The organism is Gordonia sp. Z-3, from assembly GCF_036233855.1.
Taxonomy (GTDB): Bacteria; Actinomycetota; Actinomycetes; order Mycobacteriales; family Mycobacteriaceae; genus Gordonia; species Gordonia tangerina.
This window is the reverse complement of the sequence record NZ_JAZARS010000001.1, coordinates 293,958-319,541: the sequence shown is the minus strand read 5'-3', so window position 1 is coordinate 319,541 and position 25,584 is coordinate 293,958. Positions and strand designations below refer to the sequence as shown.

The following is a 25,584-nucleotide window of genomic DNA, read 5'->3' as shown; positions in this document are numbered from 1 at the left end:
GACATCCGACGCTGGCACAGTCATGCCGCAGACCGGGAGCAGCCACACACAGACGGCCCCAGCGCAACGACGAGAACGGTCACGTGGGCGTTCGTTCGCCGCGGCCGCACTCGCCTTCGCCGTCGTCATGCTCGGCACCACCCTGCCCACCCCGCTCTATGCCATCTACGCGGCCGAGCTCGGCTTCGGCGTGGTCACCACCACGGTGATCTTCGCGATCTACGCCGCCGGCGTGATCGCCGCACTGATCGTGTTCGGTCGCTGGTCCGATGCGGTGGGACGACGGCCACTGCTACTCGCCGGCGCACTGCTCTCGGCAGCCAGCGCCGTGGTGTTCCTCACCGCAGGACCCGTGTGGCAGTTGATGATCGGCAGGGTGCTGTCCGGTTTGTCGGCGGGAATCTACGCCGGCGCCGCAACCGCGGCCATCATCGAACTGGCACCCGGGCGCTGGCAGGGCCGGGCACCCGCCATCGCCACCGCCGCCAACATCGGGGGTCTGGGGTTGGGGCCGCTGATCGCCGGACTCCTCGCTCAATTCGCACCCGCCCCGCTCCGCCTGCCATTTGCGCTCGATCTGGTGCTGCTGGCACCGGTCCTCGTCGGGATCTGGTTCCTGACGGAATCGGTTGATGTCCGCGCCGGGACGCCCCTGGGTTTGCAGCGGCTGTCGGTTCCCGCCGAGGTCCGAGGCGTCTTCGTGCGTGCGGCCATCGCGGCCTTTGCCGGGTTCGCGGTGATGGGCACCTTCACCGGCGTGACCCCGTCGTTCGTGTCGCAGATACTCGGCATCGACTCGCACGCGATCGCCGGCATCCTGGTGGCGGTGCTGTTCTTGACCTCGGCGTTGACCCAGATCGTCGGGCGTTCACAGCCCACGGAGCGGTCCCTGATCGTCGGATGCGCAGTCCTGGTCGTCGGAATGGCCGTGCTGGTGAGCGGGCTGCTGGTCCCATCGTTGGCCATCCTGTTCCTCGGCGCGATCATCAGCGGAATCGGGCAGGGACTCTCCTTCAGCAAGGGGTTGGCCGCGGTCGTCGCGGCCAGCCCATCCGACCGGCGCGCCGAAGTCACCTCGACCTATTTCGTGGTCGCCTATGTGGCGATCTCGATCCCGATCGTCGGTGAGGGTTTCGCCGCGGCCCACTGGGGGCTGCGCACCTCCGGGATCGCATTCAACATCGCGGTCGGTGTTCTCGCCCTCATCGCTCTGGTATTGACCCTAGTGGCGGTGCGCTCCGATCACGGCCCCGGGCCGCGGCACACCGCCTCCCGGGGTGACCACTCAATGTGACCCGACGCCCTGCTCCGTCAGTGCGTCGACCAGACTCGCGAAGCGCGCATTGCTGGCCAGATCCTCGACGAGAACCACCTGGCCGTTCTCGTCGGCGAGCGGGATGCACCAGTTCGGGTACTGCGACGAATCGGTGCCGGGCTGGTTCTGAATCCGACGCTCCCCCACCGCATCGACCAGCGCCACACTCAACAGCACAGACGGCGTCTGCGCGATGAGTCGGTACAGCGCTTCAACCGTCTCCTGCCCGGTCGGTGCGGCGTCGGGCGGTAGCAGTCCACGGGATCGGGCCAGATTCAGTACGGCGTCGCGGTCACGTTCGTCACGTGCGCGTTCGGCCGCCTCACCGGTCTCCAGCAACCCCAACCGAGAACGCAATTCGATGTGGTCACCGGCGAGGTAGCCCACCGTGGGTGGCAGGTCGTGAGTCGTCACCGACGTCAGGCACAATTGCCGGTACTCCTCCGGCGGCACCGGCGCATCGGCACCGTGTTCGAACCATAAGATCGAGGTACCCAGTATTCCGCGCTCGGTGAGCGCCTGCTGCACATACGGTTCGAAGACTCCGAGGTCTTCACCGATCACCACGGCACCGGCCCGTTCGGCCTCCAACGCCAGTATGCCGATCAGCGCGTCGTGGTCGTAATGGACATAGGTGCCCGCTGCCGGGCTCTTGCCGTCGGGAATCCACCAGAGCCGGAACAACCCCAGGATGTGGTCGACCCGCAGACCGCCCGCATGCCGCAGGACCGTACGCAGCATGTCGCGATACGGCTCGTATCCGGCCTCGGCCAGGCGGCGCGGGTCCCACGGAGGCTGGTCCCAGTTCTGTCCCTGCTGATTGAAACCGTCGGGCGGCGCCCCGACAGTCGCGCCACGGGCGAGCACATCGCCGAGCATCCACACATCGGCACTGTGCCGAGCCACCCCGACCGCGAGGTCGGCGATGATCCCGATCCGCATGCCCGCCGACAGAGCGGCATGCTGCGCATCGGCGAGTTGCTGATCGCAGATCCATTGCAGCCACATGTAGAAGTCGACGCGGTCGGCCAGCTCTCGGCGCTTACGCTTGACGAAGTCCTTGTCCCGCAAGCGCGTCGTCCACTTGGGGCTGTCGGAGCCGAAATGCTCGGCCAGCGCACACCAGGTGGCGAAGCGGCGCAGCCCCTTGCCCTCACGCCGCCGAAACGATCGGTAGGCAAAGTCCCGCTCGTCTGATCGCGGCTGGTCGCGGATCATCTCCAACGCGCTCATCTTGGCCCGGAACGATTTGTTGCGCTTGATCTTGTCGGTGGCGAGGTTCTCGTCGAAAAAGGCTCCCTCCAGCGTCTTGAGGTGTTTACGTGCCCGTTTGTCCAGTCTCGCGACCTCGGGGATGTCGCCGACCCGGATGTAGAGGGGATTGACGAACCGCCGGGTCACCGGCAGGTACGGGGACTGTTCGATGGGTGCGGTCGGTTGCGCCGCGTGCAGCGGGTTGACCTGGACGAAATCTGCCCCATGACTACTGGCCGCGGCCTCGCAGATGCCCGCGAGGTCGGCGAAATCGCCGACTCCCCACGACCTCGACGAGCGGACCGAATACAGCTGGACGGCCACGCCCCAACGCCGACCGTCTAGCAGGCCATCAGCGGTCGACAGCCGCCGAGGCGTCACGATCAGCGGCCGGTCCATGGTTTGTTCGGTGGCCGGATCGAGGGCATGCACCCGGTGATAGCCCGGTTCGATATTCGCGGGGACCTCGAAGGTCGCCCGACCGATGAGTACCCCGTCGACCTCGCGCGGTTCGACCCACTCGTCGACCTGTGCGGGCTGCTCGGTGCGTCCGTCCTCGGTGACGATCCAGACATGAAGCGGATCCCAGTGCGGCACATGGGCGATGAACCGGGTCCGGGCGCCTTCGACGGCCACCGTCACCGGCGGCAACATCTCCCGCCACGGCGCATCGTCGAGGTGCGCGTGGGCCGCGGCGATCTCCTCGGAGCCATCGGCGGCCACGCCCAGCGAGGCGAGCACCGCCACGATCGTCTCCGAACTCACGTGATGGTCGAGTTGATCCCAGCCCACATACCGATCGGCGACGCCACAGCGTCGGGCCAGCTCCACCAGGTCCTCGCGCGCCCCATCGTCGGTCGTCACGAGATGAATCGTCTCAGGATTCGGTCGTTCGCGCGCGTCAGCCGAACAGCACGCCCGGGTTCAACCGGCCGTCGGGGTCCCAGGCACCCTTGATCGCACGCATCGTGGCGAGATCGACGTCACTACGCCCCAGGTGCGTCCACGCCACCTTTGCCCGGCCGATACCGTGCTCGGCGCTGATGCTGCCGCCGTTGGCGGCGACGATCCCGAAGACTCGCCCCGTCAGTTCCTCGGCGTTGCGTTCGGGCACATCGAGCAGGTTGACGTGGATGTTGCCGTCCCCGACATGCCCGAACAGGATCGACCGGCACGGGTGCTCGACGAGGTCGGCCACGGCGGCCAGTTCGGCAAGCGCCTCCGGAAGCGCCCGAATCGGCACGGACACATCGAGTTTCACCACCGGCGTGGTGGACGACCGCGAGATCGTCTCGGTGTGCCGCTCACGCGCCGCCCAGAGATCGCGGGCCGGGCCGGGTTCGAGCACGGCGTCGACGACGTCAGCATCGTCGAGGACGTCGATCACCGCGGCCTCCACATCACCGGTGCCCGACACTTCCACCAGGGTGTAGAAAGGCGCGTGCGCGGCCACCGGCCGGCGCACGCCGTGCTCATGCACCAGTTCGATTCCCGCATCGGTCATGATCTCGGCCGCCTCGACGGTCAGCCCTCGCTCGGTCATGGTGTCGATGAGGGCGAACGAATCCTCTACGTGGCGCACCGCGGCCACCGTCACGATCGTCGAGGCAGGCGGGGCCACCAGCCGGAAAAGGACCCGGGTCACGATGGCGAGGGTGCCCTCGCTCCCGGCGAGCAATCCGGGGATGTCGTAGCCGACGTTGTCCTTGACGAGCGATGTCCACCTGCGCAACACCTGACCGTCGGCGCGTACGGCCTCGATGCCGAGTACCTGGCGACGGGTGTTGCCGTGCCGGATCATCCGCACCCCGCCGGCGTTGGTCCCGACCACCCCACCCGCGGTGGCCGACTCTCGCGACGCCAGATCCACCGGGAAGCGTAGGCCGTGCTCTGCGGCGCGGGAGTCGATCTGATCGATCGTCGCACCCGCCTGGACACCGACGCAGCGACCGCGGGTGTCGACCTCATCAATGTCGGTCATACGGGCAGTGCTCATCACCACCAGCAGGCCCCGGGACGCGGGCTCGGTAGGCGGCACCGACCCGCCGACCAGCCCGGTGTTGCCACCCTGCACGCAGATGGCCACGCCGTGGGCGGCACACGCAGAGACCACCGCAGCCACCTCATCGGTGGTACGCGGGCGGATCACCGCGTCCGCCGTCCCGGTCCAACGTCCGGTCCAATCGGTCAGATGGCCGGCCATCGCATCGGTGTCGGTCAACACATGCGCGTCCCCGACGATCGCCACGACATCGGACAGGAACGACGTGGCGTGTGTATCGGTCATGGTCCGATTGTCGGCGATGACCGGTGAGATCTCACGACACCGCGTCTGCGATGGGGGTGTCGCCGTCGTTGAACTCGATGCGCTTACCCACCGTCGCGGGGACGGCGAGTACGGCCGCGGCGACCTGCGCGACGTTGTCACGGCTCACCTCGTCGCCGGCCACCCGGTCCCCGCCGACCGTGATCCGGCCGGTACCGGGTTGGTCGGTGAGCCGGCTGGGTCCGAGAACGGTCCACTGCAGATCGGATGCCGTCAGATGTTCGTCGGCGGCAGCTTTCGCCTCCGCGTAGGGATAGAACGAATTGTCCTCCGGCACACCATGGTCGGGCCCGGCTCCGAAATAGGACACCATTACATAGCGGTTCGCGCCCGCGGTGGCAGCGGCGTCCATCGAGCGGATCGCGGCATCGCGGTCGACGGCGTAGGTCCGGTTCGGGTCGCCACCGCCCGCGCCGGCGGAGAAGACCACCGCGTCCTGGTCGGTGAGTACCGAAGCGATCCCGGCGACATCGAGATTCTCCACATCGGCAACGACCGGCGTGGCACCGGCGGCCTCCACATCGTCGCGATGGGCCGGGTTGCGGATCAGCGAGGTCACTTCATCGCCCCGGTCGGACAGGATCTTCGCCAAGCGCAGAGCGATCTTGCCGTGACCCCCGATGATCGCGACGCGTGTCATGAACACTCCTCTCGTTGCGGTCCCTACCCCACCAACGTACCGACCGGACGCGACGAAGGGTTGCGGGTTCGACTGGTTGCGGCATGATCGAACATACGTTCGGAACGGTCAGTCGGGGGTGAGTATGGCCGAGTTTCATAAATGTGATGCAACCGATGCCGCGCCCACCAAGTCTGCGCCCACCGACTCTGCGCCGCCTGATTCGGTGCCCCATGATTCGGTACCCCCTGATTCGGTACCTTCTGGGTCGGTGTCGGCGGGGTCGTTGTCGGAGGTGCCGGGTCTGCTCGCCGAGCTGGATGCGGTGGTGGATCGGTTGCCGCATGACAAGAAGGTGGCCGCCGAGGCCACCCTGGCCGGGTTGGCGTGTGAGCACACGCCCGCCGAGATCGGTGAACTCGGGCAGCGGCTACTCGACAACCTCGACCCCGACGGCGAGTTGTCCGACGGCAGTGACCGTAAACGACGTCGTAACGTGTGGGTCAACCGGCAAGACGCCCAGCAGATGTCGAAACTAACCGGTCACCTCGACCCGGAAACCCGCGCCCTGATCGAAACGCTGTGGGCGGTATGGGCCACACCCGGCCTCAACAATCCCGACGACCCCGACTCGCCACTCGCGCGCAACGGTTGGTGTCTTTCGCCCGCCCCGACGGGCACGTGTGCTCAGCACCCGACTGTGATCAGCCCGCCGCCCACGTGGAGATGCATCACGCCGTGCGTGACTTCGCCGACGGCGGCAACACCGACATCGTCGACCTCGCCCCCGCCTGTGGCCCGCACAACCGGATGGTCGGCAAAAACCCGGGCCAGTTCACCGCCGGGGTCTACACCGACGGCCCCGACGCCGGCCGCGTGTGGTGGCGACGCAACAGCGAACCCGACCCTCGAACAAGCACGCGCCCGCATCCACCCACCACCAGCACAGGCGCCGCCGCAGCGTCTCAACTCATTCGAACTCACCGAGATGATCCCCCAACCCATCTCGGTCATGGAGGCCTGCCTCGCGCACCGCCTGTACACCAGCGGCCACTGGCCGCGGGGCGGTCACTGGCCGCAGGGTGGTCACACCTTCGATCGACCACGCACGAGGCCGACAATCCACAGCAGCAGGCAGGCCCCGGCGAGACAGGTCACGAAACTGAAGATCAGTCCGCCGCCCTCCACATCGACGCCGAACAGGGCGAGGATGAACCCTCCGAGCAGGCCACCGACGATGCCCACCACGATGTTGAGCAGAATGCCCATCTGAGCGTTGGTCTTCATGATCATGCTGGCGATCCACCCGGCAAGGCCGCCCACGATGATCCATCCGATGATTCCGAGTCCGAGCATCATTCCTCCACCTGGTCGGTACGCGGCGGCAGCTGGACCAGACCGCGTTCGGTCGCACACCCGACTCGACGCTACGCGGTGGACGAGACCTTCGCGGCCGCTTCGATCATCAGTGCCTGTGTCACGCCCCGGAACTGCTCGAAGTGCCCGTGATGGCCGTACTTGGCGCGCAGGTTCACGTACGGCCGGTACTCCGCTGCGGCACCGATCACGTTGGCCTCGTGGAGGTACGCGGGCAGTACGTTCTGTATCGACGGGTCCCGACGGAGCCGTAAGACCGTGTCCTGGTGAAGTGTCGCCGCAGCGCGGAACTTGGTCACCACCACACCCAATTCGGTGATCTCACGGCCGATTTCCCTTCCGAAGTCGGCGACCTGACGCTGAACATGACCGATCGCGTACGTCGACAACACGTCCGGGATCGTCGGAATCACATAGGCATCGGCCAGCGAGAGACCGTTGAGACTGAACGGACCGACATTCGGCGGGCAGTCGATGAGGATGAAGTCGTAATTGTCGGCGATCGCGGCAACCGCGCGACGCAGCACGTCGATCAGCGCGGCGTGGTCGTCGGCGGCCACACGGCGTGCACTCAGTTCCTCCTGCAACTCGATGAAGTCGAGGGAGGCCGGCAACAGGTCCACACCCCGCACCGACTCGACGGGTGACACATCGCGCTGAAGCGTCGTGTCGAGATCGAAACGCCTGGTGTCGTCGAGTGCGTCCGCGAACAGCGTCGCCAGTGTGTGTCCCCGCTTGTTGCATTGCAGCCACCGGTCCTGTCCGATCATCATGGTGGTGAGGTTCGTCTGCGCGTCGAGATCCACCAGCAGAACACGCTGCCCGAACTCGCCGGCCAGGAATTCGGCCACACCGGCAGTCAGCGTCGTCTTGCCGACACCTCCCTTGAGGCTGATGGTCGCGATCGCCGTCGGCATGGCCCACCCCGTGTGCTGGCAGTTTCGGTGGACAGCGTATCCCGGATCAGCGGTACACCGGGCAGCTGCGAGCCCAGGGTCATTCGTGGAACTCGTTTTTCGGGAGTCGTGGGCGCGTTCCGGTCGGGCGCCGACGTCCCGGTATCCGGAGCGTCCAACGCGCCGGTGCGACCGTGAAGTCCATCCATCGCCCATCTCCGAGCCAGAGTGACCAGAGATCCTCATCGGGGAAATCGCCCATCCGCGCATAGATCTGCTGATCGGCGGCGCGAGCGGTCAGCCAGCCCTGATCGTCCGGGTCGTCGGCGAAGACCGCGTCGGCGGCCAAGACCTGCTCGAGATCGTCCACTCGGTCGCTGCGTCGGACCATGTCCTCCCCTGTCGGTGTTGAACTGCTGGTGTGTCGACCATCGGTGAATCGGGCGGCTGTCCCGATCAGTCGTCGAATCGGACCGAACTGACGGCGGCGGTAATCGATCGGCGGAACGCAGCACCCTCGCGCGCCGGGGCGGTTCCGGTGGCGTGCAGCAGATATGCGACGTTTCCGCGACGGTAGGCGGCATACCGGATGGCACAGAACCAGGTCTCGTCATCACCGACGTAGGTTCCCGACTGGACCGACGATCCCTCGGTGCGGAAACCCGGCTGAGTACGCGTGGCTTCGCTCTCGTCCCACTCGGGCAATGAACGAGCCTCGACAAACGCGTGATCCATGAGCTCGGACACAGCTACGGCGTGATCGATGACGAAGCGGGTCAACACGATCGCGATGGTGCCGTCGTGGCCATGGCCGGCGAGGTACAACCGCAGATAGCCGGGCGCCAGCACGCTGCTCCAGGTGTCGTCGTCGACGTCTACCAGGATTTCGCCGGGAATGGTGTCGGCGTCGGTGACGCGACTTGCGCTCACCGACATCTGTGCGAGTCGATCCAGAATCGGGATGTCGGTCGACTGCGACTGCCCACGACCCGCGCGATGCCACTCGGCCGAGCTGTAGGCGAATCGAGGGGGTCGCAGGACGGTCGGCTCCACCGGCGGCGTGTCCGCGTCATCACGAGCACGTGCGGAAAGTGACTCGACATGAGCGGGGCAGTCACCTGACCCGAACACGGCGCCGTCCCCGACCGCACCGGGGGCATTGCCGGTGTCAGTGGTCATCGGCCGATCCGCACCTCAGGCATGCACCGTGCGCGCAGCGAACGGTCGCGCCGCATTCGGCTGAGTCAGGTCCCGTTGAGTCGGCCACGCACAGAGGATAGTCGGGCGACGCCCGATGTGGGGTTCAGGCGAGGATGCGGCGTGTGATGTCGGCGATCCGGCTTGAAAACGCCACGAGCGTAACGGATTCGACAGTCGAATCCGCACCTTTGACAGCGCGAACCTGCTGCTGGACGGCATCGTCGACCGGCCAGCCATAGGCACCGCCCGAGATCAGCGGAAATGCCACCGATGCCGCGCCGAGGGCGTGCGCCAACCGAAGGCTTCGGGTGTAGCAGGAACGGAGGACAGACGACCGGTCTTCGCCGGGGGCGTAGACCGGACCGACGGTATGGATGACCCATTGCGCCGGAAGGTCGCCCCCGGTGGTCGCGACGGCCGCGCCGGATTCGAGCCCGGACGGCAGCGACGTCTCCCGCAGCAATCGGCATTCGGCCAGGATCGCCGGGCCGCCCGCGCGGTGGATCGCTCCATCGACACCTCCGCCACCGAGCAGCGACGAGTTCGCCGCGTTGACGATCGCGTCGACGCGTTGGGTGGTGATATCGCCGATGGTGACCTCGATGGTGGTCATGCGTCCAGGCTATCGATCGGTCAGAAGGACGCAGGTCCGTTGGTGTTCTTTCGCGAGCGCGCCTTGTACAACGCGAATGCGCCGTAGATCGCCAGTCCGAGCAGTGCGATCCAGAACAGGCCCTTGAGCAGTGGGCCCACCATCGCGAGCGCGAGTAGCACCACTGCGATGACGCCGAGGACCTTCCAGAAGGTCATGCCGCTGTTGGTGGTTCCGTTGGGATTCGTTGATGTCATGTCTCCACTGTGATCCGGTTGGCGCGAAAAATCACCTGTCTGCAGGCGAAATCGGGGAAAGTTCAGGGGTATCCCTGACGCTGCGCCGAGGGGTCGGTCGGCGCTGATCTCGGCAGGATGGTCGAGGCCTGATAGGAGCATCCCAACTCATCCGGCGCCGCGAATCCGCACCGATCCCGGAACCAGGTGACCACGATCTCGGCGACCCGCCGCCGTGAACGGCTCATCAGGAATCCGTGGGTGCAGTCGGCGAAGGTGTCGTCGTAGAACCACCTGTCGAGGGCGTCGCGACCGACGGTCTGCGAGGCGAGCAGCGGTACGGACATCAGCGTCGTCGACAACCGGACCAGATAGGTCTGCGAGGCCAGCACCTGGATCTGCGCGCAGTCGACGTCATGTTCGTCGTCGGGGTGCGCAACGGCCGGACCGATGTCGAGGATCGCAGCGCGCCCCATGTCGGCCATCGACTCCACCAGCCACCGCTCCATCGCCGGCCAGTCCACGGCCCGCCGCCGGGCGCGATGTCCGGCGTGTGCCGGGTGCCGGTCCGGTCGACGTCGATCGGCATGATCGTCGGTGTGGTCGGGCTGGTACTCGTCCATGTGCGCACCTCCTGTGAGTGAATCGCGGTCAGTGAATCACTTGGCACCGACAATTCCGTCGCGCGCGCCCGACCTCGCCTTTTGCCGGGTTCCGTCGGCACCGGCAGGATGAACGGGTGCCGATTCCCGAATTCATCCGCGATCTGCGCCATCACGTCGGCCACCGCCCACTGTGGCTCTCCGGCGTCAGTGCCGTCGTACTCGACTCCGATGGACGAATACTGCTGACCCACCGCGCCGACACCCGTCAGTGGGCGGTGGTGTCGGGGGTGTTGGAACCCGGGGAGGAGCCCGCACGTGCGATCCTGCGCGAGATCTCCGAGGAGACCGGGGTACGCGCCGAAGTGCAGCGGCTGACCAGTGTCGACGTCACCCCGATGATCACCTATCCGAACGGGGATCAGACGCAGTATCTCGATGTCTGCTTCCTCGCCCGCCACCGTGACGGGGAGCCACATCCCGCCGACGACGAGAACATCGCCGTCGAGTGGTTCTCTCCGGACGCCTTGCCCGCTGACCTGGCCACCACTTCTCGGCTGCGCATCGACAAGGCGCTGCGCGACGATCAGGCAGCCTGGTTTCGTCGCTGATCGGGTTCTTCTGATCAGTTCGCCGACGTCGCGTCGTCGACGATCGCTTGCTGGATGAGCCGGTAGTACTCGCGCTGCGCCGGATAGTAGTCGTCGAAATCGACTGCGGCCGGGTCGGTTTCTAGCATCACGGCAGTCAGCCTGTCCAGGTAGTACTCCCAGCCCGGTCCGGTGTTCTCGATCGCCGTCGGGTCGTTGACCATCTCAGCGAGAGTCACGGTGGTGATGCCGTCGGCCTCGACCATCTCCACGACCAGATCCCAGGTGCCGAAGTCGTCGGTGGCGCGGATCTGGAGGACTCGCGGCGGTTCGCACCGACGGATGTCGTAGCGCACGGGGATCATGTTGTCCTCGCCCTCCGCATTCATGGTGAACTGGACGTAACCCTGCGTCGGGTCACCGGTGTAGAACCCGATCCACCGGGCCAGTCTGTCCGATTCCGTCACTGCCGCCCAGACGTCTGAAATCGGTGTGCGATAGGTGCGGGTGAACTCCACCGCGTCGCCCTCCGGGCGCAGTCGGCGGCGTCCGCTGGGGATGAGCGTCATGCTGTTTCCTCCTGGTCATCACGTGCCCACCAAGTACTTGCCCACTCAATATGTGCCCACCGAGCCCACCTGCACCAGGCCTGCCGCGAGCACCTCGAGGCTTCGGCCGATTGTCCCCTATCGCGCCCGTCACCAGTGAGTCCGAGACTGCTGGAATACTCCGGGGGCGTCGCGACCTTGAACGGGGCATGGCCCACAGAATCGTCGCGACCCGTTACGGTCCCCCCGCCGAGGCCTTGGAGCTGGTGCAGACGGAGCCACCGTTGCCCGGCCCGGGCCATGCGATCGTCGAGACCAAGGCGATCGGGGTGAACCCTGCCGACGCCAAGACAGTCCGAGGTGAGATGGGCGGAGACCATTCCCGACTGCCGCTGCCGATCGGTTTCGAGGCAGCCGGGGTGATCTCGGCGGTCGGCGACGGCGCCGTGACCCCAGACGGCATGTTGTCCGTCGGGGACCGGGTGATCGTCTATCGAGCCCAGGGCGCTTACACCGACCGGCTGGCGGCCGACCTGACCTCCGTGCACCGCATCCCCGACGAGCTCGATTTCGAGCATGCGGCCGGCCTCCTGTTGGTGGGGGTCACCGCAGCCGACGCCGTACGCACCGCACACGTCGAGAGTGGGGACGTCGTCCTGGTCCACGGCGGATCGGGGGCGGTCGGCGTCATCGCGATCCAATTGGCCCGGGCATCAGGTGCGACTGTGCTCGCGACTGCGTCTGCGCGCAACCACGATCATCTTCGGTCCCTCGGGGCGATCCCGGTGACCTATGGCGACGGGTTGCTCGACCGCGTCCGCGATGCCGCTCCGGGTCCGATCACATCGGTGATCGACACCACCGGTACCGACGAGGCGATCGACACATCGCTCGAACTCGTCGACAACCCCGGCAAGATCGTCAGCATCGCCGCATTCGGCCGCGCGTCCGACGGCATCGTCCTGGTCAACGGCAGCACACCGAGTAGTCGCCGCCATCGTGCCGAAGCGGTGGAACCGTTGATCGCGAGCGCCGCCGACGGTTCGCTGGTCACCGAAGTGGCCAAGACGTTCCCGCTCGCCGACGCCGCGGTCGCGCTCACCGAGCTCGAGATCGGCCATCCGCGAGGCAAATTCATCCTCGTGCCCTGAGACCACCGGGTACGACCACACAGAACGGTGCAATTTTCGATTTGACGAGGAAGGTGACATCACCCATGTCAGTACCCACCATCACCCTCAACAACGGCGTCGAGATCCCACAGCTGGGCTTCGGCGTATTCCAGATACCGCCGGAGGACACCAAGGCCGCCACCCTTGCCGCGCTCGAAGTGGGTTACCGCCACATCGATACCGCCGAGATGTACGGCAACGAGAAGGAGGTCGGTCAGGCGGTCGCCGAATCCGGCATCCCTCGTGACCAGATCTTCGTCACCAGCAAGCTCAACAACGGCTACCACGCCCACGACGACGCGCTGCGCGCCACCGAACAGACGCTGGCCGACCTCGGTGTCGAGGCCGTGGACCTTTTCCTCATCCATTGGCCGTTGCCCGGCATCGATGTCGACTATGTCGAGACGTGGCGCGCACTGGAGAAGATCCATTCCGAGGGCAAGGCCCGCGCCATCGGCGTGTCGAACTTCCAGCAGGCCCACCTCGAGCGACTGTTCGCCGAGACCGACGTGGTGCCCGCGGTGAATCAGATCGAGGTGCACCCCTATCTGATTCAGAATTCATTGCGCGCGTTCAATTCCGAGCATGGAATCGCCACCGAGGCGTGGTCGCCGATCGCGCAGGGCGACGTCCTCGACGACCCGGTCCTCACCAAGATCGCCGGCGAGAAGAACCGCACCCCGGCACAGGTCACCTTGCGGTGGCACATCCAGCGCGGCGACATCGTGTTCCCGAAGTCGGTGACCCGTTCACGCGTCGAGGAGAACTTCGCGTTGTTCGACTTCGACCTCTCACCTGAGGACATGGCCGCCATCGACGGGATGAACAAGGACCGTCGTCGCGGACCGAACCCGGACGAGTTCAACTACATCCCGTGATGAGGTCGGACCGTCCGTGACAGGAGGTCGGTCCGGACACCATCTGCCGTACGCAGGGCGCGACCCCTGGACCCGCTCGACCTCGGCGCCAGAGCACAATGGCGCCATGAGGTTCTCCCAGCGGGCCGAGGCGGTCGCGCCCTTTTACGCGATGGAGTTCGGTAAGCGTGCCGCGCAGTTGGAGGCGGCGGGCCACCACGTCGTGAAACTCAGCATCGGCGAGCCCGATTTCGGTGCGCCACCGGCGTTCCTGTCGGCGGTACGCGACCTCACCGACGGCCGTCAGCTGGCCTACACCGCAGCGCTCGGCCTACCCGAGCTGCGGTCGGCGATCGCCGGGTTCTATTCACGACACTTCGGATGCGAGGTCGACCCCGACCGGGTGGTGGTGACCTCGGGGGCGTCGGCCGCACTGTTGCTGAGCTGTGCGGCGTTGATCGATCCGGGTGACGAGGTGCTGGTCGCCGATCCGTCCTATCCATGTAATCGCCGCTTCGCCGAGAGCTACGGTGCGCGAGTCCGACTGATACCGACGACACCGTCGACCCGCTTCCAACTCACGACCGAGTTGGTCGCCGACGCCTGGGGAGAGCGGACGCGGGGCGTGATGGTGGCCTCCCCGTCGAACCCGACCGGCACGTCGGTGCCGTTCGACGAGTTGGCCGGCCTCTGTGGCGAAGTGGGCACCCGCGGCGGATGGCGTATCGTCGACGAGATCTACCTCGGATTGGCCGACGACTCGGACGGCCACCCGCCACGCAGCATCCTCGCCGCAGATCCTGACGCGATCGTGATCAACAGTTTCTCCAAGTACTTCGGCATGACCGGGTGGCGGCTCGGGTGGTGCATCGTGCCCGAGCAGATGGTGCCGGTACTCGAACGCTTGGCGCAGAACTTTTACATCTGCCCGCCGACACCCGCCCAATACGCCGCCCTGGAGTGCTTCACCGACGAATCGCTCGCACTCACCGAGGCGCGCCGCGCCGAGTTCCGCATCCGCCGCGAACTGGTGATCGATGGTCTGCATCGGATCGGGTTGTCGGTGCCGGTCGCGCCCGACGGCGCGTTCTACGTCTACATCGACGTCGCCCCCACCGGCCTGACCTCGGCTGAGTTCTGCGACCGGGCGTTGGCGCAGGCACACGTCTCCCTGACACCGGGCAAGGACTTCGGACATCACACCGCCGACGACCACGTCCGCCTGTCCTATGCCGCCTCGACGGACGATCTGACCGAGGGGCTGCGGCGGCTCGGCGACTTCGTGGGCTCGCTGCATCCCTGACCGGGGCGTGGCCGTCGACTGTCGTGCGCCGCACACATACACTGCCGATCGTATGGAGGGGATCTGTCGGGGGCCGGGTTCGAGGAGGATGACAAGGTGAGCAGTCCGTACGAGGTCGACACGGCAGCCATCGTCGCGGCTACCGAGACGGCTGTCGCCGCAGCGACCGCCGGCGCCCCCCGGTTACCGGGCGTCGTCGCCGGCACCACCTCCGCCGAGAAGCTCCTCTCACTGACCGCCGGCGGAGTGCGCGCGGTCGACGGCGCCCTCGCCTCGACGTCCGACCCGATCGTCACCGACCCAGTGGCCACCGAGGCAAGGGCGACCGAGGCAAAGACTACCGAGGCAGTGACCACAGACAGTGTCTTCGCGCTCTTCTCGACCACCAAGACGATCACGGCGACGGTTGCGCTGCAGCTCGTGGAGGACGGCAGCCTCGACCTCGACGCACCGGCCGCCGACTATGCACCGCGGTTGGGCGACGTGGCCGTCCTCGAGGGCTTCGACGGCAACGGGAATCCACGGTTGCGCGCGCCGCGATCGGCTGTCACGACTCGCCAGTTACTCACGCATACGGCTGGATTCGGGTACGACTTCTTCGACGAGTCCTATCGCCGTCTGGCCCAGGAGCACGGTGTGCCCGGCACCATCAGTGCCACCCGCGAGTCGCTGACCACACCGCTGCTGTTCGATCCGGGCACGTCGTGGTGCTACGGCAGCAACGTCGACTGGGCCGGGCAGGTTGTGGAGGGCATCACCGGCCGGCGGCTCGGCGAGGTGATGAGCGAGCGCGTGTTCTCCCCGCTCGGCATGGCCGACACGGCGTTCACACTCACCGGCGAGATGTCCGGCCGGCGTGCGCTGATGCATCACCGCACGCCCGACGGTGGTCTCAAGACCAACCGGAAATGGGCACTGCCCGACGAACCGGAACTGCACATGGGCGGCCATGGACTGTATTCGACGGTCCGCGACTACCTCGCCTTCATCCGGATGTGGCTCAACGACGGTCTGTCGGACGGCGGGGATCAGATCCTGCGGCCCGAGACGATCGAGATGGCCGAACGCGATCAGCTCGGCGACCGGCGGGTGGACCGGCTGCACGGCGCGATCCCAGCGCTGTCCCACGACGCAGAGTTCTTCCCCGGCGTGCCGAAGACGTGGGGGCTGACGGCGATGATCAACGAAGAGCCCGTGCCCACCGGCCGGCCGGCCGGCGCCCTCAGCTGGGCCGGGTTGGCCAATCTCTACTTCTGGATCGACCGGCGCAGCAGGATCGGTGGCTTCTGGGCAACGCAGCTGTTCCCGTTCTTCGATCCGACGGCGCTGAATGCGTATCTCGGATTCGAGACCGCCGTGTACGACGCCCTGAAGTGCACCTCGCCCTGATGATCACGCCCGGGTAGGAATGCGCTGACCTGCAGGTATGCCCGACCACGCCAGATCAATGTGCTCGCCGTCTCACACTGAGACGCATATGACCTGAATCACAGGGTTACATCGGAGGCGCTCCAGCCCAGCAGGCCGGCACCTCGTCGGCCTTCTCACGAGGAGGCGCACATTGAGCAGGCAGAGCTTGACCAAAGCACATGCGAAGATCACCGAGTTGTCGTGGGAGCCCACCTTCGCGACACCGGCGACCCGGTTCGGCACCGACTACACCTTCGAGAAGGCTCCGAAGAAGGACCCTCTCAAGCAGATCATGCGGTCCTACTTCCCGATGGAGGAGGAGAAGGACAATCGCGTCTACGGCGCCATGGACGGCGCCATCCGCGGCAACATGTTCCGGCAGGTCCAGGAACGGTGGCTGGAATGGCAGAAGCTGTTCCTGTCGATCATCCCGTTCCCGGAGATCTCCGCAGCGCGTGCGATGCCAATGGCCATCGATGCGGTCCCCAACCCGGAGATCCACAACGGTCTCGCCGTACAGATGATCGACGAGGTTCGTCATTCGACGATCCAGATGAACCTCAAGAAGCTGTACATGAACAACTACATCGATCCCGCCGGCTTCGACATCACCGAGAAGGCGTTCGCCAACAACTACGCCGGCACCATCGGCCGCCAGTTCGGCGAGGGGTTCATCACCGGTGACGCGATCACCGCAGCCAACATCTACCTGACGGTTGTCGCGGAGACCGCCTTCACCAACACCCTGTTCGTCGCGATGCCGGATGAGGCGGCCGCCAACGGTGATTACCTGCTGCCCACCGTCTTCCACTCGGTGCAGTCCGACGAGTCGCGCCACATCTCCAACGGCTACTCCATCCTGTTGATGGCGTTGGCCGACGAGCGCAACCGCCCGCTGCTCGAGCGCGACCTGCGCTACGCGTGGTGGAACAACCACTGCGTCGTCGACGCCGCCATCGGCACCTTCATCGAGTACGGCACCAAGGACCGGCGCAAGGACCGGGAGAGCTACGCGGAGATGTGGCGTCGCTGGATCTACGACGACTACTACCGCAGTTATCTTCTGCCGCTGGAGAAGTACGGTCTGACGATTCCGCACGATCTGGTGGAGGAGGCGTGGAAGCGCATCGTCGACAAGCACTACGTGCACGACGTGGCCCGCTTCTTCGCCACCGGCTGGCCGGTCAACTACTGGCGCATCGACGCCATGACCGACAAGGACTTCGAGTGGTTCGAAGAGAAGTACCCCGGGTGGTACAACAAGTTCGGCAAGTGGTGGGAGAACTACAACCGTCTCGCCTACCCGGGTCGCAACAAGCCGATCGCCTTCGAGGATGTCGACTACGAGTACCCGCACCGCTGCTGGACCTGCATGGTGCCGTGCGTGATCCGTGAGGACATGGTCACCGACAAGGTCGACGGCCAGTGGCGCACCTACTGCTCGGAAACCTGTGCGTGGACCGACACCACCGCCTTCCGCGGCGAGTACGAGGGCCGTGAGACGCCTAACATGGGTCGCCTCACCGGTTTCCGCGAATGGGAGACCCTGCACCACGGCAAGGATCTCGCCGACATCATCACCGATCTCGGCTACGTCCGCGACGACGGCAAGACGCTGATCCCACAACCGCACCTCGATCTCGATCCGAAAAAGATGTGGACCCTGGACGATGTCCGCGGCAACACCTTCCAGAGTCCGAACGTGTTGCTGAACGAGATGTCGGACGCCGAGCGGGACGCGCATGTCGCGGCATACAAGGCCAACCGCAACGGGGCAGTCCCCGCCTGAGGCCGCGGGTTGCCAGGTGGTCTCGATACGCCGCCTCGCCTAGCGGCTCGCCGGCTACTCGACCAGCGAACCGGGGGCCCACCAGCCCAACCGGTGGTCGAGTAGTTCCGAGCCGCTAGGCGAGGAACGTATCGAGACCACGCCACACCACCACTCACACAGGAGAACCCGTGGCCGACACCCACCGCATCAACTTCGAACCCGTCGACATCGAGATGGAGGTCACCGAGGACGAGACCATCCTCGACGCCGCGTTCCGACAGGGCATCCACCTCATGCACGGATGTCGCGAAGGTCGGTGCTCGGCATGCAAGTCGTACATGCTCGACGGTGACGTCCAGATGGACGACTACTCGACGTTCGCGTGCAACGACGCCGAAGAGGCCGAGGGGTACGTACTCCTCTGCCGGACATACGCATACAGCGACTGCGACATCGAACTGCTCAACTTCGACGAGGACGAGTTGCTCGGCGGCGCACCGATCCAGGATGTCCGCACCCGGGTCACCGCGATCGAACCGCTGACCCGCGACATCGTGTCCTTGCGCCTCGACGTCGTGGAACCCGCGGCATTCGAGTTCAAGTCCGGTCAGTACGTCGACCTCTTCATCCCGGGCACCGACGAGAAGCGGTCGTTCTCCATCGCGACCACTCAGCAGACGCCGGACAAACTGGAGTTCGTCATCAAGAAGTACGCCGGAGGCCTCTTCGCCGGGATGTTGGAGGAGGGACTCTCCGTCGGCGACGAGATCATGGTCAACGGTCCGTACGGGTCGTGCACGCTGCGCAGCGGCCATGTGCTTCCGATCGTGGCCATCGGCGGCGGCGCCGGCATGGCCCCCCTGCTATCGCTTCTGCGCCACATCAGCGAGAACGAGATCAACCGTCCGGTGCGCTTCTACTACGGTGCGCGGACGGCCGCCGACCTCTTCTATCTCGACGAGATCGCCTCTCTCGGTGCAAAGATCGCCGACTTCTCGTTCACCGCATGCCTGTCGGAATCCATGGCCGACGTCGGTGACGGCGTGCACGTGGTCGAAGGCAACGTCACCGACATCGTCAAGGGATGCGAACCCGACCTAGCGCGAACGGAGGTGTATTTCTGCGGGCCGCCCCCGATGGTCGACGCCGCCTTGGCCCTCGCCGAGACGGCCGGAGTGCCCAGGGACCAGATCTTCTACGACAAGTTCACCAGCCCGGCTTTCGACTAGAAGCCCGAACGACAGGAACGAAAGGTATGTCCGCACCAACCGAACCGCGGGAACGCAGCTTCCCCTCCATCGAATTCACCGACGCCGAAGCCGGCGCCAAGGAATTCCCGAGCAGTAAGAGCCGCAAGTACAACTACTATCAGCCGGCCAAGAAGCGTGCGACCACCTACGAGGACGTCACCGTCGACGTCCAGCCAGACCCGGAACGTCACCTGACACAAGGGTGGATCTACGGGTTCGGCGACGGACCGGGTGGCTACCCGCAGGAATGGACGGCCGCGAAATCCAGCAACTGGCATGCCTTTCTCGATCCCAACGAGGAATGGGATCAGACGATCTACCGGAACAACTCGGCGGTCGTACACCAGGTGGACCTGTGCCTGCAGAACGCCAAACGCGCCCGCGCCTACGACGTGTGGAACAAGCCGTGGCTGAAGTTCATCGAACGCAATCTCGGTGCCTGGATGCACGCGGAGAACGGCCTCGCGCTCCATGTGTTCACCTCCATCCAGCGGTCCGGCCCGACCAACATGATCAACACCGCCGTCGCGGTCAACGCGGCCCACAAGATGCGGTTCGCACAGGATCTGGCCCTGTTCAACCTCGACCTCGCCGAGGCGGAGGACGATTTCGACGGCAGCGCACATCGTGATGTGTGGATGAACGCACCCGAGTGGCAACCCGTACGGGAGACAGTGGAGCGACTGACGGCGGTCGGTGATTGGTGCCAGCTGCTGTTCGCGACCAACATCGTCTTCGAGCAGCTGGTGGGTTCGCTGTTCCGTTCCGAACTCGTCATGCAGGTGGCCGCGGGCAACGGCGACTACATCACCCCCACCATCGTGGGCACGGGCGAGTACGACTACGACCGCGATCTCGCCTACACCCGCAACCTCTTCCGCATCCTCACCCGCGACGAGACCTACGGCGAGTCCAACAAGGCCTTGCTGAACGAGTGGATGGCCGTATGGGTGCCGCGTTGTCTGGATGCAGCCCGGGCACTGCAACCGATCTGGTCGCAGCCTGCCGACAAGCCGGTGACCTTCGCCGCCAGCCTCGACGCCGCGATCGCCAAGTTCCGAAGCGTCCTCGAATCCATCGACGCCGACATCCCCGAGGAGTTGAACCAGTGAGCACCAGTATGCAATTCGGAGCCGAGACCGAGTTCTCCAACATGTGCGGTGTGACGCTCATGAACACGCCGATCGGCCGGGTGGTCGCCGACGTGATGGGCGCAAAGGAGGGCGTGGAACTCACCGAATACCCGTCGATGATCCGCGTCGACGGCGTCAACCGTCTCGATTTCGACTACGACGAACTGACCGACGCCCTCGGCCAGGACTTCGACGGATCGGTCTTCGAGGAGATCAGCTCTACGCATTACGGACGCATGGTCCACCTCGACGACCGCACGATGTTGTTCGCCAGCCCCGAGGACGCCGCGGAATTCATCGGTTTCGACCTGACCGCGTCCTCGTGAACCTCACCGCCCGGGGGTGGCTACCCACCCCCGGGCGGTGATCTCCACCCCGACCTGTTCCAGCCCAACAGAGAGAACGAGTGAGAAGCATGTACGAGAAGAACGGCGACAAGTACTTCATCGTCGACGGCCATGTCCACCTGTGGGATGGCCGCGAATCCAATCAGCGCAACATCCACGGCAAGCAGTTCATCGACTGCTTCTACGACTATCACAAGAACCTCAGCCCCGAGGAACAGGTCTGGGACTACGACACCTATTGCTACTACGGCGCAGATCGGCTGTGGAACGATCTGTTCGTCAACGGCCCAGTCGACCACGCGATCTTCCAGGCCACCATTCTGCGCGAGTTCTACGTCAACGGGTTCGCCCAGGTCGACGACTCACTCAAGCTGGCACAAGACAATCCGGACAAACTGACCTACAACCACGCCTACGATCCGCGGGACGGCGAGCAGGGCCTGGTCCAACTCCGGCGCGACGCCGAGACCATGCAGCTGCAGGGCGTCAAGCTCTACACCGCCGAATGGCACGGCGACTCACGCGGATACAAACTCGACGACCCGTGGTCGCGACGGTACCTCGAAGAATGTATCGAGCTGGGCATCAAGAACGTCCACGTGCACAAGGGGCCAACCATCCGGCCGCTGGATCGCGATGCCTTCGACGTCGCCGACGTCGACAAGGTGGCCACCGACTATCTCGACCTGAACTTCATCATCGAACACGTCGGTCTGCCCCGGTTGGAGGACTTCTGCTGGATCGCCACCCAGGAGTCGAACGTGTACGGCGGCCTGGCCGTTGCCATCCCGTTCATCCACACCCGACCGCGCTACTTCGCCCAGATCATCGGCGAACTCCTCTACTGGATCGGCGAAGACAAGATCCTGTTCGCCTCCGACTACGCGCTGTGGACCCCGCAGTGGCTGGTCGAGCGATTCGTCGACTTCCAGATCCCTGAGGACATGACGGAATACGCGCCCATCACCGTCGAACAGAAGAAGAAGATCCTGGGCCTCAACGCGGCCGCGTTGTATCCCAACATCGAAGTGCCAGAGGAGTTGCGAATTCCCACCGATGCCGCAGACCCCGGTGTGGAGGTCGCAGCCGGCGCCAAAGACGCGGTGAGCGCATGACCGCGGTGGCCGACGGGCCGGTGACCACCACGGTCACCGACGCCGTCCTCGCCGCGCTGGGCACGGTGGTCGATCCCGAGCTCGACGAACCGATCACCGACCTCAACTTCGTCCGCTCCATCCTGATCGACGACGACGGCGTCACCGTGCACCTACGGCTTCCCACGTCGTTCTGCTCACCCAATTTCGCCTATCTGATGGCCTCCGACGCACAGGACGCATTGCATCAGATCGACGACATCGGACTGGTCCGTGTGCTACTCGACGACCACCACGACAGCGACAAGATCAACGCAGGTCTGGCCGCGGAGGCGGGCTATGTGGGGACTTTCGGAGCGGAGGCCGACGACAGCCTCGACGAGCTACGGGAAATCTTCGTCCGCAAGGCACACACCGCCGCCATGGAGCGCTGCGTATCCGCGCTGCTGGCGTCCGGCGAGGTCACCATCGCCGACCTAGGGCATCTCACGGTGCGGGATCTGCCGCCGGGGCCGGCGAAAGCCGCGCTGCTACGCCGTCGGGTGAACGCTGGGCTGAGCCTGTGCCCCAACAGTCTTGTCCTCGTCGATGACGACGGCCATCCCGTCGCACGCGACGACATCGCCATGGCCCTGCGCTTCGCCCGATCGGTCCGGATCTCCATCGAGGGCAACGGGCATTTCTGCCGAGGCCTGTTGGCCACACGATACGCCGACGACACCGACTGCGATGGCCGCAGCGGCCCGGTCATCACCGACCTGCGATCGCCGAGGAGAACATCATGAAAGCCGTCCAGGTGGTCGGATACCACGACAAGCTACAGCTCACCGACATCCCCGATCCGGAGATCACCGGCCCCCTCGATGTGATCGTGAAGATCGGCGGGGCCGGGGTGTGCCGCACCGATCTGCACATCCTGGAAGGCCAGTGGGCCGAGAAGAGCCAAGTGACGTTGCCGTACACGATCGGCCACGAGAACGCCGGTTGGGTGCATGCGGTCGGTGATGCCGTCACCAATGTGGCCGTCGGCGACACCGTCATCCTGCACCCGCTCATCACCTGCGGATTGTGTCGGGCCTGCCGCGATGGCGACGACGTCCATTGTGAGAACAGCGATTTCCCTGGAATCGACACCGACGGTGGCTACGCCGAGTATCTGAAGACAACCGCACGCAGTGTCGTCCGCATCAACGACTCACTGCAGCCGTCGGATGTGGCGGCACTGGCCGATGCCGGCCTCACCGCCTACCACGCCGCGGCGAAGGTCGCGCGCATGACCCGGCCCGGCGACACCTGTGTGGTGATCGGTGCGGGTGGTCTGGGCCACATCGGCATCCAGGTGCTCGACGCCATCTCGGGAGTCACCATCGTCGTCGTCGACCGCAACCCGGCCGCAGTGGAATTGGCGGTCGAGGTCGGGGCGCATCACGGCATTGTCGCCGACGGCACACATGTGCAGCAGATCCTCGAGATGACCGGCGGTCACGGTGCCGAAGCAGTGCTGGACTTCGTCGGCGAGGGCGGCGCCACCGCGGAAGGTATCGCGATGTTGCGTCGCGCCGGCAACTATTTCGTCGTCGGATACGGCGAGAACATCGACGTCCCCACCATCGACGTCATCTCCACGGAGATCAACTTCATCGGCAATCTCGTGGGGTCCTACAACGACCTGACCGAGCTGATGACCCTGGCCGCCCAGGGCAAGGTCACGCTACACACGACCAAATATGCCCTCGACGACTATCAGCAGGCGATCGACGACCTCGACGCCGGCCGAGTACGTGGTCGCGCCATTCTCATCCCCTGATTCCCAAAACAAATCACGAAAGGCAGTGACACCATGGCCAAAGAGTTGCGCTACAACGCCGAAGCGCGGCTACGGCTGGAACGGGGCGTCAACGCCCTGGCAGACGCAGTCAAGGTGACCCTCGGACCCAAGGGCCGCAACGCGGTCCTCGAGAAGCTCACCGGCCCACCCACCATCACCAACGACGGGGTCACCATCGCCCGGGAGATCCAACTGCGAGATCCCTTCGCCAACATGGGCGCCCAGTTGGTCAAAGAAGTCGCCATGAAGACCAACGGGGTGGTCGGCGACGGCACCACCACCGCCACGGTGCTGGCGCAGGCCATGGTCCGCGAAGGCCTACGTGCCGTCGATCAGGGCGCCAACCCGATGCGCGTCCGCCGCGGTATCGAACGAGCGGTCGCCGCCGTGATCGACGCGCTGACCGATCAGGCCGTGCAGATCGGCGGCCGGGCCGATCTCGAACGGATCGCCAGTCTGGCCGCCAGCGACGACGAGGTCATCGGGGCAGTGATCGCGTCGGCTGTCGAGCATGTCGGCCGCACCGGTGTGATCACCACCGAGGAGAGCGACGCCCTCGGACTGTCCGTCGACGTGGTCGACGGGATCGAGTTCGACCACGGCTACATCTCCGGCTACATGGTCACCGACCACGAACGCATGGAGGCCGTCCTCGACAACCCGGTCGTGCTGCTGACGAACAAGAAGATCACCTCGGTGCAGGAGATCATGCCCGCCGTCGAGTCGGCCAAGCGTGCCGACCGGCCGCTGCTGGTCCTGGCCGAGGAGGTCGACGGTCCTGCCCTGCAACTGCTGGTCGGCGGCAACATGCACAAGACGATGCAATCGGTGGTGGTGCGAGCCCCCGGTTTCGGACACCGGCGGGTCGCCGAACTCGAGGACCTCGCGATAGCGCTCGGCGGGCAGGTGATCGCCAAGGACACCGGACTCGAGCTCTCGGAGGTTTCGCTCGAGCTTCTGGGCACCTGCGACCGGGTCACGGTCACCGAGAACGAGACCACGATCGTCGGCGCGCATGGCGACCAGTCGATGGTCGACGCACGAGTCGGGCAGCTCGAGGCACAGTTCGGTCGGGCCCGTATCGATGCCGACCGCGACGCCCTCGAACTGCGGATCGCGCGGCTGACCGGCCGGGTGGCCGTCATCCGGGTCGGCGGCGTCACCAGCGTCGAACTCAAGGAACGCATGCTCCGCGTCGAGGACGCACTGGCCGCGACGCGAGCAGCCGTGGAGGCAGGCATCGTGTCCGGCGGTGGCACGGCCCTCGCCCAAGCCCATCGCGCGCTGGAGGCATTGACCACCGATGGCGACCCGGTGGGTGCCGAAGCGGTCGCCGACGAAGCGGTCGGCATCGACGTGGTGCGGCGCTCACTCGCCGAACCGCTGCGCTGGATCGCCATGAACGCCGGATTCGACGGGGACGAGGTGGTGCGTGTAGTGACCGGACTGCCCATCGGGCACGGCTTCAACGCGCTGACCGGTGGGTACGGCGACATGTTCGACGAAGGTGTGATCGACCCGTGCAAGGTGACGCGGGCAGCACTGGAGAGCGCCGCATCCATCGCGGCGCTGTTGATCACCACCGAGACCGCAGTGGTGGAGGAGGTGCTCACCCATCCCGGCGCGATCGATGCGCCCGGCTTCGGCGACCTGGCCGAAGGGATGGTGCGGCCGTCGAACATCTACTGACCGGCGGGCCCCGCGCGGGCCTCCCCTGAACTGGGCCGGCCGCGATCCGGACGAGTGCGTTCGCGGCGTTGATCGCGGCCGGCCCTCCTCGCCACGATGACCGCATAACCAGGTTCTGTGCGGTGCGCGAGACGTTAGACTCGAACCGGTGTGAGATCCGCATCACAGCGCGGTC

At 65.7% G+C, this 25,584-nt stretch carries 25 protein-coding genes and 1 pseudogene; 15 read left to right on the top strand and 11 right to left on the bottom strand.

The window, feature by feature from the left end:
* Positions 1-22: 22 nt before the first annotated feature.
* Positions 23-1,294: an MFS transporter gene (locus VX037_RS01370; RefSeq protein WP_328712976.1), complete on the top strand. Its 1,272-nt coding sequence runs from the start codon at positions 23-25 to the stop codon at positions 1,292-1,294.
* On the opposite strand, the gene malQ is transcribed toward VX037_RS01370, so the two are convergent.
* The 3 genes from malQ to VX037_RS01355 are packed head-to-tail and all read right to left on the bottom strand — an operon-like array spanning position 1,286 to position 5,535.
* Entirely contained in the window at positions 1,286-3,433 is a 2,148-nt protein-coding gene (malQ, locus tag VX037_RS01365) for a 4-alpha-glucanotransferase (RefSeq protein ID WP_328712975.1), read from the bottom strand. The two genes, VX037_RS01370 and malQ, sit on opposite strands and share 9 nt — an antisense overlap.
* A 37-nt stretch (positions 3,434-3,470) precedes the next feature.
* Positions 3,471-4,856: an FAD-binding oxidoreductase gene (locus tag VX037_RS01360; RefSeq protein WP_328712974.1), complete on the bottom strand. Its 1,386-nt coding sequence runs from the start codon at positions 4,854-4,856 to the stop codon at positions 3,471-3,473.
* 31 nt (positions 4,857-4,887) lie between these two features.
* On the bottom strand, positions 4,888-5,535 hold the full coding sequence (locus VX037_RS01355) for an SDR family oxidoreductase (protein ID WP_235724618.1): 648 nt from the start codon (positions 5,533-5,535) through the stop codon (positions 4,888-4,890).
* Between VX037_RS01355 and VX037_RS23700 the strand changes: the two are divergent.
* Positions 5,516-6,082: pseudogene (locus VX037_RS23700) on the top strand (DUF222 domain-containing protein); the annotation flags it as partial. The gene VX037_RS01355 and the pseudogene VX037_RS23700 overlap by 20 nt on opposite strands.
* Before the next feature lie 518 nt (positions 6,083-6,600).
* Here the strand turns inward: VX037_RS23700 and VX037_RS01345 are convergent.
* The 7 genes from VX037_RS01345 to VX037_RS01315 all read right to left on the bottom strand — a co-directional run bounded on the left by VX037_RS01345 (position 6,601) and on the right by VX037_RS01315 (position 10,438).
* On the bottom strand, positions 6,601-6,870 hold the full coding sequence (locus VX037_RS01345; protein ID WP_235725124.1) for a GlsB/YeaQ/YmgE family stress response membrane protein: 270 nt from the start codon (positions 6,868-6,870) through the stop codon (positions 6,601-6,603).
* A gap of 71 nt (positions 6,871-6,941) precedes the next feature.
* Positions 6,942-7,808 carry a ParA family protein gene (locus VX037_RS01340; RefSeq protein ID WP_266062330.1) on the bottom strand — a complete coding sequence of 289 codons (867 nt, stop codon included), beginning with the start codon at positions 7,806-7,808 and terminating at the stop codon, positions 6,942-6,944.
* 79 nt (positions 7,809-7,887) lie between these two features.
* Positions 7,888-8,178 (bottom strand): hypothetical protein, encoded by a 291-nt coding sequence (locus VX037_RS01335; protein ID WP_328712973.1) that lies wholly within the window; start codon positions 8,176-8,178, stop codon positions 7,888-7,890.
* A 65-nt stretch (positions 8,179-8,243) separates the two neighbouring features.
* Complete coding sequence (locus VX037_RS01330; protein ID WP_328712972.1) at positions 8,244-8,966, bottom strand: LpqN/LpqT family lipoprotein; 723 nt, start codon at positions 8,964-8,966, stop codon at positions 8,244-8,246.
* A 124-nt stretch (positions 8,967-9,090) separates the two neighbouring features.
* Entirely contained in the window at positions 9,091-9,600 is a 510-nt protein-coding gene (locus VX037_RS01325) for an O-acetyl-ADP-ribose deacetylase (protein ID WP_235725056.1), read from the bottom strand.
* A 20-nt stretch (positions 9,601-9,620) separates the two neighbouring features.
* Positions 9,621-9,836, bottom strand: coding sequence for a hypothetical protein (locus VX037_RS01320; protein ID WP_235725057.1), 216 nt, complete (start codon positions 9,834-9,836; stop codon positions 9,621-9,623).
* 62 nt (positions 9,837-9,898) lie between these two features.
* Positions 9,899-10,438 (bottom strand): hypothetical protein, encoded by a 540-nt coding sequence (locus VX037_RS01315; protein ID WP_235725058.1) that lies wholly within the window; start codon positions 10,436-10,438, stop codon positions 9,899-9,901.
* A gap of 116 nt (positions 10,439-10,554) precedes the next feature.
* Here VX037_RS01315 and VX037_RS01310 point away from each other — a divergent pair, with 116 nt between their 5' ends.
* Complete coding sequence (locus VX037_RS01310) at positions 10,555-11,028, top strand: NUDIX hydrolase (protein ID WP_328712970.1); 474 nt, start codon at positions 10,555-10,557, stop codon at positions 11,026-11,028.
* Positions 11,029-11,042: 14 nt separating this feature from the next.
* Here VX037_RS01310 and VX037_RS01305 read toward each other — a convergent pair whose 3' ends face one another.
* Positions 11,043-11,576, bottom strand: coding sequence for an SRPBCC family protein (locus VX037_RS01305; RefSeq protein ID WP_328712968.1), 534 nt, complete (start codon positions 11,574-11,576; stop codon positions 11,043-11,045).
* Between the two features lie 188 nt (positions 11,577-11,764).
* On the opposite strand from VX037_RS01305, the gene VX037_RS01300 reads away from it, so the two are divergent.
* The 12 genes from VX037_RS01300 (at position 11,765) to groL (ending at position 25,409) form a co-directional block, all read left to right on the top strand.
* On the top strand, positions 11,765-12,706 hold the full coding sequence (locus VX037_RS01300; RefSeq protein ID WP_266062321.1) for an NADP-dependent oxidoreductase: 942 nt from the start codon (positions 11,765-11,767) through the stop codon (positions 12,704-12,706).
* Between the two features lie 65 nt (positions 12,707-12,771).
* The gene (locus VX037_RS01295) at positions 12,772-13,605 is read left to right on the top strand and encodes an aldo/keto reductase (protein WP_266062318.1); all 834 of its coding nucleotides are present in this window, start codon (positions 12,772-12,774) and stop codon (positions 13,603-13,605) included.
* A 106-nt stretch (positions 13,606-13,711) separates the two neighbouring features.
* Entirely contained in the window at positions 13,712-14,887 is a 1,176-nt protein-coding gene (locus tag VX037_RS01290) for a pyridoxal phosphate-dependent aminotransferase (protein WP_328712966.1), read from the top strand.
* 96 nt (positions 14,888-14,983) lie between these two features.
* A complete protein-coding gene (locus VX037_RS01285; protein WP_372475210.1) occupies positions 14,984-16,276 on the top strand; it encodes a serine hydrolase domain-containing protein in 1,293 nt (430 codons plus the stop codon).
* Between the two features lie 172 nt (positions 16,277-16,448).
* Positions 16,449-18,086: an aromatic/alkene/methane monooxygenase hydroxylase/oxygenase subunit alpha gene (locus tag VX037_RS01280; RefSeq protein ID WP_328712964.1), complete on the top strand. Its 1,638-nt coding sequence runs from the start codon at positions 16,449-16,451 to the stop codon at positions 18,084-18,086.
* Between the two features lie 170 nt (positions 18,087-18,256).
* Positions 18,257-19,297: a 2Fe-2S iron-sulfur cluster-binding protein gene (locus VX037_RS01275; protein WP_235725065.1), complete on the top strand. Its 1,041-nt coding sequence runs from the start codon at positions 18,257-18,259 to the stop codon at positions 19,295-19,297.
* A gap of 26 nt (positions 19,298-19,323) precedes the next feature.
* Positions 19,324-20,430, top strand: coding sequence for an aromatic/alkene monooxygenase hydroxylase subunit beta (locus tag VX037_RS01270; RefSeq protein ID WP_328712963.1), 1,107 nt, complete (start codon positions 19,324-19,326; stop codon positions 20,428-20,430).
* A gap of 8 nt (positions 20,431-20,438) precedes the next feature.
* Positions 20,439-20,777, top strand: a complete 339-nt coding sequence (gene mimD, locus VX037_RS01265; RefSeq protein ID WP_328713043.1) for a propane 2-monooxygenase effector subunit MimD — start codon at positions 20,439-20,441, stop codon at positions 20,775-20,777.
* An 89-nt stretch (positions 20,778-20,866) separates the two neighbouring features.
* A complete protein-coding gene (locus VX037_RS01260; protein WP_235725067.1) occupies positions 20,867-21,913 on the top strand; it encodes an amidohydrolase family protein in 1,047 nt (348 codons plus the stop codon).
* The gene (locus VX037_RS01255) at positions 21,910-22,677 is read left to right on the top strand and encodes an iron-sulfur cluster assembly protein (RefSeq protein WP_235725068.1); all 768 of its coding nucleotides are present in this window, start codon (positions 21,910-21,912) and stop codon (positions 22,675-22,677) included. The genes VX037_RS01260 and VX037_RS01255 overlap by 4 nt, the downstream gene beginning before the upstream one ends.
* Complete coding sequence (locus VX037_RS01250) at positions 22,674-23,699, top strand: NAD(P)-dependent alcohol dehydrogenase (RefSeq protein ID WP_266062310.1); 1,026 nt, start codon at positions 22,674-22,676, stop codon at positions 23,697-23,699. Before VX037_RS01255 ends, VX037_RS01250 begins: the two co-directional genes overlap by 4 nt.
* A gap of 33 nt (positions 23,700-23,732) precedes the next feature.
* A complete protein-coding gene (gene groL, locus VX037_RS01245) occupies positions 23,733-25,409 on the top strand; it encodes a chaperonin GroEL (protein WP_266062308.1) in 1,677 nt (558 codons plus the stop codon).
* Positions 25,410-25,584 lie beyond the last annotated feature (175 nt).

What these genes read in the sequence shown, in the direction of transcription:
- VX037_RS01295 (WP_266062318.1), top strand. Translation starts at nt 12,772, where the DNA reads ATGTCAGTACCCACCATCACCCTCAACAACGGCGTCGAGATCCCACAG.
- VX037_RS01355 (WP_235724618.1), bottom strand. Translation starts at nt 5,535, where the DNA reads ATGACACGCGTCGCGATCATCGGGGGTCACGGCAAGATCGCTCTGCGC.
- VX037_RS01315 (WP_235725058.1), bottom strand. Translation starts at nt 10,438, where the DNA reads ATGGACGAGTACCAGCCCGACCACACCGACGATCATGCCGATCGACGT.
- VX037_RS01260 (WP_235725067.1), top strand. Translation starts at nt 20,867, where the DNA reads ATGTACGAGAAGAACGGCGACAAGTACTTCATCGTCGACGGCCATGTC.
- VX037_RS01325 (WP_235725056.1), bottom strand. Translation starts at nt 9,600, where the DNA reads ATGACCACCATCGAGGTCACCATCGGCGATATCACCACCCAACGCGTC.
- VX037_RS01290 (WP_328712966.1), top strand. Translation starts at nt 13,712, where the DNA reads ATGAGGTTCTCCCAGCGGGCCGAGGCGGTCGCGCCCTTTTACGCGATG.
- VX037_RS01320 (WP_235725057.1), bottom strand. Translation starts at nt 9,836, where the DNA reads ATGACATCAACGAATCCCAACGGAACCACCAACAGCGGCATGACCTTC.
- VX037_RS01330 (WP_328712972.1), bottom strand. Translation starts at nt 8,966, where the DNA reads ATGACCACTGACACCGGCAATGCCCCCGGTGCGGTCGGGGACGGCGCC.
- VX037_RS01300 (WP_266062321.1), top strand. Translation starts at nt 11,765, where the DNA reads ATGGCCCACAGAATCGTCGCGACCCGTTACGGTCCCCCCGCCGAGGCC.
- VX037_RS01335 (WP_328712973.1), bottom strand. Translation starts at nt 8,178, where the DNA reads ATGGTCCGACGCAGCGACCGAGTGGACGATCTCGAGCAGGTCTTGGCC.
- groL (WP_266062308.1), top strand. Translation starts at nt 23,733, where the DNA reads ATGGCCAAAGAGTTGCGCTACAACGCCGAAGCGCGGCTACGGCTGGAA.
- VX037_RS01305 (WP_328712968.1), bottom strand. Translation starts at nt 11,576, where the DNA reads ATGACGCTCATCCCCAGCGGACGCCGCCGACTGCGCCCGGAGGGCGAC.
- VX037_RS01340 (WP_266062330.1), bottom strand. Translation starts at nt 7,808, where the DNA reads ATGCCGACGGCGATCGCGACCATCAGCCTCAAGGGAGGTGTCGGCAAG.
- VX037_RS01360 (WP_328712974.1), bottom strand. Translation starts at nt 4,856, where the DNA reads ATGACCGATACACACGCCACGTCGTTCCTGTCCGATGTCGTGGCGATC.
- VX037_RS01255 (WP_235725068.1), top strand. Translation starts at nt 21,910, where the DNA reads ATGACCGCGGTGGCCGACGGGCCGGTGACCACCACGGTCACCGACGCC.
- VX037_RS01345 (WP_235725124.1), bottom strand. Translation starts at nt 6,870, where the DNA reads ATGCTCGGACTCGGAATCATCGGATGGATCATCGTGGGCGGCCTTGCC.
- VX037_RS01250 (WP_266062310.1), top strand. Translation starts at nt 22,674, where the DNA reads ATGAAAGCCGTCCAGGTGGTCGGATACCACGACAAGCTACAGCTCACC.
- VX037_RS01370 (WP_328712976.1), top strand. Translation starts at nt 23, where the DNA reads ATGCCGCAGACCGGGAGCAGCCACACACAGACGGCCCCAGCGCAACGA.
- mimD (WP_328713043.1), top strand. Translation starts at nt 20,439, where the DNA reads ATGCAATTCGGAGCCGAGACCGAGTTCTCCAACATGTGCGGTGTGACG.
- VX037_RS01270 (WP_328712963.1), top strand. Translation starts at nt 19,324, where the DNA reads ATGTCCGCACCAACCGAACCGCGGGAACGCAGCTTCCCCTCCATCGAA.